The sequence below is a fragment of the Flavobacterium sp. genome (genome assembly GCF_044369455.1).
Lineage (GTDB): Bacteria > Bacteroidota > Bacteroidia > Flavobacteriales > Flavobacteriaceae > Flavobacterium.
This window is the reverse complement of sequence record NZ_JBIPLW010000061.1, coordinates 1-10,948: the sequence shown is the minus strand read 5'-3', so window position 1 is coordinate 10,948 and position 10,948 is coordinate 1. Positions and strand designations below refer to the sequence as shown.

11 protein-coding genes are annotated in these 10,948 nt (G+C 55.3%); 4 read left to right on the top strand and 7 right to left on the bottom strand.

Annotated features, from left to right (window positions below; translation table 11 throughout):
* Together ACIQ2L_RS14130 and ACIQ2L_RS14125 are read left to right on the top strand one after the other, a co-directional pair.
* Positions 1–1,881 (top strand): serine hydrolase domain-containing protein (locus tag ACIQ2L_RS14130; RefSeq protein WP_396159956.1); only part of this gene is annotated, 1,881 nt, incomplete at its 5' end.
* A gap of 152 nt (positions 1,882–2,033) precedes the next feature.
* A complete protein-coding gene (locus tag ACIQ2L_RS14125) occupies positions 2,034–2,255 on the top strand; it encodes a helix-turn-helix domain-containing protein (protein WP_396159954.1) in 222 nt (73 codons plus the stop codon).
* 3 nt (positions 2,256–2,258) lie between these two features.
* Here ACIQ2L_RS14125 and ACIQ2L_RS14120 read toward each other — a convergent pair whose 3' ends face one another.
* Both ACIQ2L_RS14120 and ACIQ2L_RS14115 read right to left on the bottom strand, forming a co-directional pair.
* Positions 2,259–2,390 carry an SDR family NAD(P)-dependent oxidoreductase gene (locus ACIQ2L_RS14120; RefSeq protein ID WP_396159952.1) on the bottom strand — a complete coding sequence of 44 codons (132 nt, stop codon included), beginning with the start codon at positions 2,388–2,390 and terminating at the stop codon, positions 2,259–2,261.
* Positions 2,387–2,665 carry a DUF1553 domain-containing protein gene (locus tag ACIQ2L_RS14115; RefSeq protein WP_396159950.1) on the bottom strand — a complete coding sequence of 93 codons (279 nt, stop codon included), beginning with the start codon at positions 2,663–2,665 and terminating at the stop codon, positions 2,387–2,389. The genes ACIQ2L_RS14120 and ACIQ2L_RS14115 overlap by 4 nt, the downstream gene beginning before the upstream one ends.
* A 267-nt stretch (positions 2,666–2,932) precedes the next feature.
* On the opposite strand from ACIQ2L_RS14115, the gene ACIQ2L_RS14110 reads away from it, so the two are divergent.
* Entirely contained in the window at positions 2,933–4,171 is a 1,239-nt protein-coding gene (locus tag ACIQ2L_RS14110; RefSeq protein WP_396159948.1) for a hypothetical protein, read from the top strand.
* Between the two features lie 180 nt (positions 4,172–4,351).
* Positions 4,352–6,703 (top strand): hypothetical protein, encoded by a 2,352-nt coding sequence (locus ACIQ2L_RS14105; RefSeq protein ID WP_396159946.1) that lies wholly within the window; start codon positions 4,352–4,354, stop codon positions 6,701–6,703.
* Between the two features lie 109 nt (positions 6,704–6,812).
* Here the strand turns inward: ACIQ2L_RS14105 and ACIQ2L_RS14100 are convergent, their stop codons facing one another.
* From ACIQ2L_RS14100 to ACIQ2L_RS14080, 5 genes are all read right to left on the bottom strand, one after another.
* Entirely contained in the window at positions 6,813–7,058 is a 246-nt protein-coding gene (locus tag ACIQ2L_RS14100; protein ID WP_396159944.1) for a DUF6924 domain-containing protein, read from the bottom strand.
* Positions 7,059–7,283: 225 nt separating this feature from the next.
* The gene (locus ACIQ2L_RS14095; protein ID WP_396159942.1) at positions 7,284–7,391 is read right to left on the bottom strand and encodes a hypothetical protein; all 108 of its coding nucleotides are present in this window, start codon (positions 7,389–7,391) and stop codon (positions 7,284–7,286) included.
* Between the two features lie 130 nt (positions 7,392–7,521).
* The gene (locus ACIQ2L_RS14090) at positions 7,522–9,111 is read right to left on the bottom strand and encodes a sialidase family protein (protein WP_396159940.1); all 1,590 of its coding nucleotides are present in this window, start codon (positions 9,109–9,111) and stop codon (positions 7,522–7,524) included.
* Positions 9,108–10,448, bottom strand: coding sequence for a DUF4440 domain-containing protein (locus ACIQ2L_RS14085; RefSeq protein WP_396159938.1), 1,341 nt, complete (start codon positions 10,446–10,448; stop codon positions 9,108–9,110). Before ACIQ2L_RS14085 ends, ACIQ2L_RS14090 begins: the two co-directional genes overlap by 4 nt.
* 133 nt (positions 10,449–10,581) lie before the next feature.
* Positions 10,582–10,948 (bottom strand): aldolase/citrate lyase family protein (locus ACIQ2L_RS14080; protein WP_396159936.1); only part of this gene is annotated, 367 nt, incomplete at its 5' end.

Genomic DNA, 10,948 nt, shown 5'->3' with positions numbered 1-10,948 from the left:
CAAAACACGGACGAATTCGTTGAAAAAATCCCGCAATACGCATCGTGTGGAGTGAATGCATTCACACTCTGTTTGCAAGGAGGCATGCCCGGCTATGAAGGGGCTGTGAATTCTGCATTTCGTGCCAATGGCTCTTTGCGAACTGAGTATCTTCGCCGAGTTGAGCGCGTTATTCGTGCTTGTGACAAACAGGGTGTGGTTGTCATTTTGGGATTGTATTACCAGCGACAGTCCAAAGTGTTGCAAGACGAACAAGCCGTACGAGCTGGAATTGTACACGCAGTTCAGTGGGTACAATCTTGTAAGTTTTCCAATGTGCTAATTGAAGTCGCTAACGAGTATCCCCACAGAGGCTTCGTCCATGCCGTCATCCGTGATCATGCGAGCCAAGCCTCGTTGGTCCGACTCGCCAAGACGACAGCGCCCGAGTTGCTGGTGACGACCAGCGGTTACGGAAACGGCAGTATTGACCCTGAAGTTGCCGCTGCATGTGATTTTCTTACTCCGCATTGGAATGGGACCAAAGTCAATGAAATCGGCCAACGGATCGCGATGCTTCAACGCTTCCGAAAGCCGATTGTCTGCAACGAAGACGACAAGACGGGGGACATGGCAGTTGCTGCGTTAAAGGCGACTGTGGAACACGGAGCCGGCTATGGACTGATGCTCAAGGATCACAATCAGACGTTTCCTTTTCACTTCGATGGCCCTGTAGACGATTCGCTGTACTACGCTGCCTTAAGCCGGTTGGCAACTGGAACCGTGAATAATGGTGTATCGCCAACTTTTGAACGCACTTCAACTTACTTTCCACCTGCAGAGTCCCAAGGGGGCTGGCGACAAGTCGAAACGGAGGCGGAGATCGAGACGATCGGAGGCATGGATAAGACGAAATTGGCTGCACTCCGACAGTGGCTGCTTGACTCGGACGATAGGCCATTCGCAGCAGTGGTCATTCGGCGGGGTACTGTCGTGCTACAGGTCGAGCGAGGTAACAGTGCCGTCACGGATGCGAGACGAGTTGCCTCGGTGTCCAAAGCTATCTGCGCTACCGTGTTGGCCATTGCATCGGAGCGTAGCCAGCAAGGTCTAACGCCACACAAGATGAAGTTCGATGATCGAGCCTTCGATTTCATTCCCTGGGCGCAGCCATTGAGCGATCCAAGAAAGGAGCAAATTACGATTGAACAATTGCTTAATCATACGTCTGGCATTTGTCCGGAAGCGATGGGAGCACCCAATGATGGCTCGTGGGATTACGTTCTCGGACACAGTGGTGATCAGCGCACATCCAAGTTGGCCTTTGATCCAGGCACAGCCTGTGGCTATTCGAGCCATGGACTAGTGCACGCTTCCTTGGTCTGCGAAACGGTCACAGGCAAGCCCTACGACCAGTTCGCCATGGAGGTACTGTTCAAACCTTTGGGCATAGAAAAATGGTGGTTTCAATACTACGAAGGAGGCAGTGTAGGACGAAAGCCCTCACATGGACTTGGCCTGCCTGCGCGCGAACTTGCGCGTATTGGCTACTGCATGTTGCATGGTGGTCGCTGGCACGAGAAACAAGTGATCCCTGAATGGTTCATTGAACAAACCGCTTTGCCCTCGCACCAAGTCACCACGCCTGAGATGCGTTGGAAGCTGAATCCAGCCGTTTTTACACTCGGATGGGAATTGCCTGCGCGGCATTTTCCAGAGAGTGGCAAGCACATAGCAGGCATACCTCTCGATGCTCGTTACAAACCTGGTAGTGGAGGCCAACTGTTGGCGTTTGTTCCCAGTCTCGATTTAGTGATAGCTCGTCAAACCGGTCTCAGTGGTGCTTGGGATTACGAAGAGTTTCTACGTCGCGCATGCGAGGCTGTGATTGCACCCTATTAAACAGCCGAACCACGGAAGATCGGTCGGCAAGACCGCTGGATTGCTGACCAAAACGTAGCCGTCAGAAACAAGATTTGGTTCGTGCCCAATAGCAAAGGTGTCTTGGTCTCCTACAGCTGTCGACCAGCCAATTTCAACGCCGATTCAGTGCCTTGTTTCAGACGTCTCCCATTCAGTATTTGCTGCAGCTTCGGATCGATAGTGCCTGCCAGCAATTGCAGTGCACGGATGCCTCCATCGGCACCATCGCCCAGCAAAACGGCTTCTACGACCAAAGTGCGTTCTGCCGTCAGTTTCAAAAGCGCGTCGGTTTGACGCCCCGCCAATACAGGACACGCTTGGGTAAGAGCGCGAAGTGGAAGCCATTTGGATAGCCGTCATAGTTCGGGCCTGCTGGCTTGGGCGCACAGAAACGGGGCCTTGAGGTTCACGGCCAAGATGCGGTCCCAATCGGCTTCCTTCAAATCGACGAATGGACTGGGGTTCTGGGTCGCAGCGTTGTTGATCAATGCATCGACGCGGATGCAGCGAAGAGATACTGCTGCGGCACGGTAGTCGAAATGCCTTTTTCTGCGGTCGCTTGAGCTGTCGGGAAGTCGAACAGGCGGAAAAAGGAGTCTGACTCCAATCGTTCGCCACTGCGACTCATGGTGGCGTAGAGCGAACGACGCGGGTTGTTCATGATCGAATCCGTCGACTCACCGCCGAGTTTGCGATCGATTTCGCCAGGGATCGACACCTGGCTGTCTCGCCAGATTTCGACTTCGATTTTGCGTGGGTTCATCCTCTCCGTGGCAGCGAAAGCAGTTTTCAGTCAACACAGGAAGCACTTTGTTTTCGAAGAAGTCAATCTGTGCGGCAGCGAGAACAAGAAACCCGTCCCAGCTAAACCCAAAGCTGGGATAGAATACAAAAAGCCGCGAATACGCGACTCCATTGCCAGGGATTAGCCGACTAGTTGCGAGGAACCGCCTCACCAAACGCGGAACCGCTTAGGAAAAGAAAGAGTAGTAGCGTGGAAAGCTTCAGTATCGTAGAGACATGCTTGATCTTGGCTGGGCTACTATTGGGGCCGCTGATCAATCTTTGGATCTACTCGATATGTTTCTTGCCTTCACCGGTGAGCCCTTGGCAGCAACGTCCCACCGAATGGTCCTCCCTCTCGGCTATCTGCAAACTGCCAATCGTCGGTTGGTTGTTTCGCAGCGCCGACAAAGAGCCCTTGGGCAGGTTCTTTTGGTTGAGGCCATTCCTGATCGAACTGGCGACGCCCACACTCTGGGTACTTTTGTATCGGACGGTGATGTCGGGCTATTGCATCCCGATAGCGATCCAACCCGCCTCTGCGCAACAATGGGCGATGCACGTGCAATTCGTGAAGTACAGCATCTTGATTATCCTACTAACGGTAGCGACATTCATCGATTTCGACGAGCTGACCATCCCTGATTTGATTACTGTCCCGGGCGCCCTGATCGGATTGCTAGGATCGGCACTGATACCCAGCTGGCCGCTTTGGGAGCCCGAAACGGTCGGAACATCCATCCTGTTGCATCAAGAAAGCGTATCGATTCACGCTGGCTCTCCGAGAGAATGGATCAAGGAATGGGGACAGACCGGAGGTTGGTCGAGCGGTCTAACCATAGCGATTTTGATTTGGCTTGCATGGTGCTGCGCGTTTGGAAATTTGAGGTGGATTTCTCGCCGCGGTTTCTCCAAAGGGGTGCAATATGCCATCGTCAGTTTCCTGCGCAGCTTTAACTTGCCGTTGATATTGCTGATGAGTGCTGTAGGCAGCGTCTTGATCATCGCATCCTACATCTGGCTACCTCCTGGACAGTGGAGAGCGTTGCTTTCCTCGTTGATCGGAATTGGATTAGGGGGCGCATTGGTGTGGGGCATTCGATTGATGGCTAGGATTGTGGTAGGGCGCGAGGCGCTTGGTTTCGGAGACGTCACACTCATGGCGATGGTAGGCGCATTCTTCGGATGGCAATTCGTATGGATCGCTGTATTTCTCGGACCTTGTCTTGGCGTTCCCTTGATTGTCATCCGGTTAGTATTGACCGGAAATGAAGAGACCCCGTTTGGTCCTTACCTTTCGATCGCAACGGTTTATCTCATGCTCGATTGGGTACGCTTATGGGTGTATTTTTCGGAGATTTGGTACTTGATTCCGGTGACACAAGCGTACATCGTACTGCTCGGGCTGATAGGTGTCTTGGGATCTATGCTATGGGTCGTTCATTCGGTTAAACTCGCTCTTTCGGGCGGAACGAACGGCCGTTAGCGCGAAGCAAAGAGGTTGAAGCAACCATGAAAGAACTGGATCGAAGTGTCAGGCTGCTAACGATATCTGTCTGCGAAAAACGCCAACTGCAATTTTTGCGCAAACTTTGAAACGGCTGCCGAGGTATGCTGGCGTGATCTGACTTACCATTCCCATTCGATTCCTCCGAGAGCTTCATCAATGCTACACCTCGATCATTCTTGGTTTCGTTGCATTCTCTGTTTCATGTGGATATTGGTCGGTGAAGGTCTTCACGGGGGCGAAACGATCGGTTATTGGGATTTCAGCCAAGGAATGGATAGCTGGACTGCGAACCCACATATACGAAACCTGCAGCATGGTGCAAAGGGAGTGTCGATGGAGTTGCAAGCCCCAGATCCGTTCCTGACGAGTCCACAGATGGCTTGCCCAGCAGGAAAGGTGGTTTGCGTTACCGTTCGCATGCTTTCACGCGCTGGCTCTGTTGGGCAAATCTATTTTCGCCAACCCTTTTCGGAAGAACGGAGCCGATCGTTTGTGATTCAGAACGATGGTCAATGGCATGAGTATCGCGTTTGGCTTCCCACGCTCGCTCCTCGCGCGCGATTCCGATTCGACCCAAGCTTCGATGAGGGCTTGATCGAGTTGGCCTGGATCCGCATCGAAGCGTTTGACGAAATGCCAGGTGAACTTTGGGCACAGCCACGTGAACTGCGCAACAAAAAGATCATCGGTGGAGGACTCTATACGGTCAATGGCGCAGAAACAGCGATTACTCCGCAATTCATCGCAGAGCATCCTGAGTTCAACGCGCATTATCCTTTCGATGGAATCGTTCTTCCAGCTGTATTGTCGCGAGAGTGGGTCGATTCACTCGGCTTGACGAAACTGGGAATGCCACTGCGACCCGCCTTCCTTCACGAGTTGTTATGGAACACCGTCAAGATCCCCGATGAGGCGGTCGCACAAACTCTGGCCGATCTGCAGACGATGCGTCGCGGTAATCTAACAGACAATTTCCTGATCTTTGGAATGGTGGATGGAGCGCGTGGACTGCATACACCCAACCTGGCGGATGATCACGACTGGGAAGCGATTCAGCACAACGCCGTCCAAGCAGCTCGCCTATGTCGACTTGGCAAGTTGAAAGGACTTTGGTTGGATACCGAACAGTACGGTCAATATCGTTGGCGAACGCGATCAGGAACACCTGAGTTCGAACCGGACCAGCCACAGGGTCTTCCTTTTCCGCTGGGTAAAGATGCACCCGAGGTTCTGCGCCGCCGTGGCAAGCAATGGATTCTGGCAATCCAAGCCGAGTTTCCCGAAGTCAAAATCATGACGACGTTCGCATGGTCCCCAGATTCCAACAGCTACGGGCCACTGGGCGGAGTCATTCCTTTTCTCGATGGTGTACTGGAAGGCATTCAATCACCCGCTGAGATCATTCATGGACATGAAAACACATTCTATTTTGGTCATGCCCCCGGAACGACGCACACGCATGCAACGAAAGACGGCTTTCCGGGCGACCGAAACCGATACTCGACTGCGCGAGCTGAAATTCGAAACTGGCGCTCGCTGAGCAACGATCCAGCCAAGTATGACGCGTTTGTCAAAGTCGGTATGGCAGCATGGGTCGAAGATCACCCATGGAACACGCCTCCGGGATGGCCCAACGGAACCAAGGCATCCTTGTGGTCCAATTTGCCGTTAGCACTTGTTACCAGCGACGAGTATGTTTGGGTTTGGAGCGAACATACCAAGTATGGCCAACCTGAAAGGATCGAAGTGAATCCGTTTCTCGCTTCGCTAAGCAATCAAACTTGGAACACACCGAAGTCGACTGGTTCGACGTTCGACGAGCAATTCGATTCTGATCCGCTAACGCGCGGTTGGTACTTCGACTTTGACATGTTAAGCATTGGTCGCAAGGCGACTCCGGCAGATGAAGCAGCCATCATGGATCCGTCGACCGTTCCCTACGGCTGGGAAAAGCTGACAAAGTGCCTGAAGATTACGGGGGGCCTGAAGGTTGCGGGCGAGAGCTCAAAGAAGCTGATCCATCAACGCCGTCGTTACGTACGCGCCGTCGATCCAACGGACACTTGTAAAGCCTTCACCTTGGCAGTGGACTTCCACATCCAATCCTTCGGCGACAACCAGCGAAACCCCATGATCATCGGGTTATTTCAAAGTGATTTACCATTGGACGAACACTCGTTGGCTCTTCGAATCTCGAGTCCAGAGAAGGTGGAACTGGTGCTGGCCGCACAAGGAGAAGTCCTCAAATTCCCTGTCGTGCAGGATGACTCCCTACGCCCCGCAACTCCCTATCGATTTGAATTAACTTACAAACCATCGAAGAAGCAAATTCAAGCCAATCTAATGACTCAGTCCCCGCCTCAACAGCGGTTCGCAATCGAACGTGACGTCACAGAAGCGATGCTCCCATGGACGCTAGATGAATTGGGAATTGCCATCGACGAACATGGAGAGACTTCCCAGCAAGTCTATCGCTTTCAAATCGATTCCATTCGCTTCAATCCCTAAGTCCTTCATGCGCCCTCGTCTCAATCTTGTTGCGACCTTGTTGCGGCAATCGTTTTGCTTTCCAGCAGTGTTGCCTCCGCTACCCCCAGGACCACCTACCGCCGCGCGATCAGACAAGGAAACCGCGAAACACGTCAGCAGGCCCAGCCGCGCTGGCAAATTCGGTAAAGTCCATGTTGCTGAGTCTCAGATTGTTTTCATGCCCCCAGATTTCCGTTGGAATGACGCGAAACGATGCGCCGGGGCAATCAACGCAATCGACACACAGTACTGCATGATCCACGCCGCCAATCGTTTCAGCATCGGCGAGTCCTGTTGGAGTGAACCTTGAGTCCCGTGACAAGGATCGCACCATCCACAACGAGCTTCATCCTTCCTAGCTTCGGTGCCAGGTCGAGGATGCCATGAATGATCGCCTTGTCATCGGTGCCGCGAAATTGTCATCGCCCATCTCGGCAATCTGCTTGCGCTGATCGCCATGCAACTTACGCCAAATGACGATCGCCTCGCAGCCGCTCTTGGCGACCTCGGGCAAAATCTCTTCGAGCGGCATCTCGCCATACAACGCAGTGGAAAGGACCTAGCGGAGCTTGAAGGACTCAGAGGCGGCTAACTTGTTCACTGTAGCGGCTAGCGCGGGAACTGCGCTTGCGGCTGCGAGTGACTGGAGAAATGTTCTGCGTTTCATACTGGGTACACTGAGTTCGATTTATGAGTTATGAGCTCGTCACTTTATTGATGGAACACGCCGCATTGAGCCTCTCGATCCACGGTCCAACGAAATGGCCATTGTCGTGATAGGTGCGACCGCGTGGGTTTCATGGGAAGAATACAGGCACGGCCCATTTGCTGATAAGGATTTTTTCACCTACAACGCAGTCTTTTTGGAACAGCGTGCAGTAGTTCGCGGGCGAGGTGGGATTGAAGAGCGGGATTTCCGGTAGAGCAACTTTCTCGAAGCCCTGATCCATCAAGGCTTGCGCGGCCGTGTCGCGGTTGCGGTCGAGCACGGGAGTGAGGAAGAAGACGGTCCCAGCGCGTTCGCATTGGATCGTCTTCTGGCCGTCCATCGTGATGGGGAGGAAGTGCGCGTTCTTGATCGCATCGGGAAGATTGGCAGCGAGGTAGTCGCGGTCGGCGAAGAGCTTTGCTCCGGCGACGAGGGCTTGCGGTTTCGCCTGGGCGCTGGTGAGTGTGCCGGACTTGGTGGTGTGCATCGGTTTGCCGTCGGCGTTGGAAGAGGCCGTGGAGGTCTTTGGCTTCTCCTTACCACCGGTCCCTTTGCTGACGAGTTGGCGGAGTCGCACGTCAGGGGTGACGGGCTTGCCAGCCGCGACGTCTTTCTCCCGAAAAGTCGCCATGAGGATGTTGCGGTCGGTGCGGCGGTTGTAGTCGTAGATGATGCGGATGAGACCGTCGGGCGTTTGTTGTCCATCAGGATAGGAAACGACTGTACGCTCGTCGAGCAGGAGTCCGCCTCCCCAGGTCTTGCCGTCGTCTTTGGAGAGGTAGGCCGTGAGATGCGAGCGGCCGATCCGCTGGTCGAGCGGGCCGTGTTTGACGAGCAGGAGATTTCCCGACACGAGCCTGCGAACGAAAAAACGCGAGGTAGGGTGCTCAATGCCCGAAGGCGTCAGATCCGGCCAGGTCTTGCCGCGGTCGGTGGAGACACTTTCGCCGATGCCGTATCGGGTGCGCACGAGCAGCCAAAGGGAGCCGTCGGTGCGCTCGACGAACATGTGCTCGTCGGCCTCGCGTGCGTCCTTTGGCACATTGCAACTGCCGCGCAGGGTCCAGGTCTTGCCAGCATCAGTGGAGACGACGAGCTGCGCGCTATTGTCCCCAACACTCCAGCCGTTGTTGCCCCATTGGCTGATCGGCAGTCCCCATTCGCCGGAGGAAAGCACGAGTGGCTTGCACATCATCACCCCTTCGCCGATGCGGCGCGGTAGCGACCACTCGGGCCGCACGGCATCGGGCTGGGCGGTGTCCACGCACCACAGTTCCGGTTTCATAGAAGGTCTCCTTTGCGCCCAAAAGAGGAACAAGCGGCCATCCGGCGACACCCACACCACGGGATCGAACGCCCGCACCGGCCCGCCCGCGTCTGGATCCATGGTGAGCACTTCCTGCCACACCGCGTTATTGTCGCCACTGGTTGAAAGCACGACGTAGTTGTTGAGGTCCTCGCCGGGCGTCACGCCAGCGTAAAAGGTCGCCCACAGCCGCCCTTTCGGTGCGACCGTGATGCTTGGGGCCATAGTCAGAGCACGGTTGCTCACCGCATGCTCCGTTTTCGGCGGACCGAGATGCCACGGCGGTTGCCGAGCTGGAGCGTCGTCGGCGTGCAGTGCGGCCAGCGGTGCAAGCAGCAGGGCGGTGAGGAGAATGTTGAGCGTTTGTTTCATGGTTTGGAAGCAGTTGGAAGTTTGCAAGATTGCCAAGCAAGGAAACGCCAGTGGTCCTTCTCCTTGCGCCAAACGGCGAGAAAGCTGAGCGAGTTTTCCATTTCACCTTCCGCAGTCGCTACGCGAATGCGGACGCGACCCGTCATCAACGCGATGCCCGGAGCGGGAAAGCTGAACTCGCGTTCCAGGTAGTCGAAGAGAAGATACTTCGTTTTGCCAGAGGTAAGCGTGTCGATAAACGATGCCTTGGTATCCACCGCACCCGTGGAGTGCGCATAGCGGAGTTCGTCGGAGAAGATCGCAGTCAGTCGGGAGCGTTCTGGTGAACTCATGGCGGCGATGCGGGCGTCATCAGCCGATTGGACGGCCAGGCGAGCATCGTCGGCGGCTTGCGGTGCGGCCAACGGCGCGAACACTGGCTTGGGAAGCACTGGCTTGGGTGGCGCGGGCTCCTGCGGCTTGGGCCCTCCGGAGCCGGGCTGCTGCAATTCCTTTTGCACCCACTCGAGGCCTTGAAGGTTGCCCTTGATTCCCTCGGCGGCGTCGACGGTGGGGCGTTCGTGGATGACACCGATCGGACCGCGCCAGCCGCTCTCTTGGACGACACGGATCATCTCAAGTTCCGATTCATCGGAGCCGATGTAGAGCACTGGGGGATACTGTGCAGTATCAGCTCTCATTCCGTTGAGATTGACTGCGAGCAGATGAGGCTGGATGCGTTTGAAGAGCGCGGGGAACTCTGCCAGCGAGCCGCGCCAGTGGTGAAAATTGAAGACGATGCCCACGTTCGTTAGTCCGTCGCGGCGCAGACGCTCGATGATGGCGATTTGATGAACCTGATCCTCGAACCAAGGCTCGCGATGATTGTAAAGCCCCACTTTGCAACCAAGCGCTGCCGCATCCTCTGCGATGGGCCGGATGCGGGCCACCTCGGCTTCGATTCGCTCGGCTTCGTTCGCTACTGTGATGGCGCGCGATCCGCAAACCCAGAACTGGGGATGGATGCCGTGGCGATTGATGGCATCGACGACTTGCGGATTCCGTGCCGGATACCAGAACGCGGCGATTTCGATGCCGTGCTTCTTCGCCGCTTCGATTTCCGAATCGACCGCGCCGTCTCCGTTGTAAGCGAACTTGCTCAATCCAAGCTCCTTCAGCATCTGCATCCGTTCCTCCGGGCCGCGCTTCTTCGCATCCCAGGGAGCCGCGATCCATAACGCGGAGATGTTCTTGCGGTCGAACAAGGACACCGTGTCGTCCGCAGTTAGACTGACAGATGTGGTCGCAAGAAAGGCGACAGCGAGGAGGCCTATCAACGTGAGTTGTTGTGGTTTCATGGGTGATCTTTCGCTGACGAGTATTTCGCGTCGTTCGAGTAATGGAATGTCGGCGAGGTCCTGTAATGATTGCAGAGCATTGTAACGAAAGTACTGCGCAGTGACGGATAGGAATGCAGAGCAAGGGGAGCTTTCATTGAGAAGCAGAAGTGAGGATTTTCGCGTAGGCTTTGCGAAGGATCGCGATGTCCAGATCTACGGCAATGTGTGTGAAGCCTAGGTCATGGTGCGCCGGAAGATCGGCCGCGTCTCGAACGAGAATGCCAGCGGCCTTGCCAGCTCCTTTCGCGGCGGAGACGACGGTGCGCAGGCATTGTTGGTAGTCTCCCACCGAGGAATCGGCGTGATTCTGAAGATCGAACTGCAAATCCGACGGGCCGACGAACAGCACATCAATGCCATCCGTGCGCGCGATTTCGGCGGCCCGCTTCACGGCTTCGACGGTCTCGATCTGCGCCATGATCAGCGGCACGGGCATCGCGTCACCCGGCGGGTTCAGC

Coding starts and splice junctions, on each gene's coding strand:
- ACIQ2L_RS14115 (WP_396159950.1), bottom strand. CDS start 2,665: ATGAACCCACGCAAAATCGAAGTCGAAATCTGGCGAGACAGCCAGGTG.
- ACIQ2L_RS14100 (WP_396159944.1), bottom strand. CDS start 7,058: ATGGTGCGATCCTTGTCACGGGACTCAAGGTTCACTCCAACAGGACTC.
- ACIQ2L_RS14085 (WP_396159938.1), bottom strand. CDS start 10,448: ATGAAACCACAACAACTCACGTTGATAGGCCTCCTCGCTGTCGCCTTT.
- ACIQ2L_RS14105 (WP_396159946.1), top strand. CDS start 4,352: ATGCTACACCTCGATCATTCTTGGTTTCGTTGCATTCTCTGTTTCATG.
- ACIQ2L_RS14090 (WP_396159940.1), bottom strand. CDS start 9,111: ATGAAACAAACGCTCAACATTCTCCTCACCGCCCTGCTGCTTGCACCG.
- ACIQ2L_RS14095 (WP_396159942.1), bottom strand. CDS start 7,391: ATGAAACGCAGAACATTTCTCCAGTCACTCGCAGCCGCAAGCGCAGTT.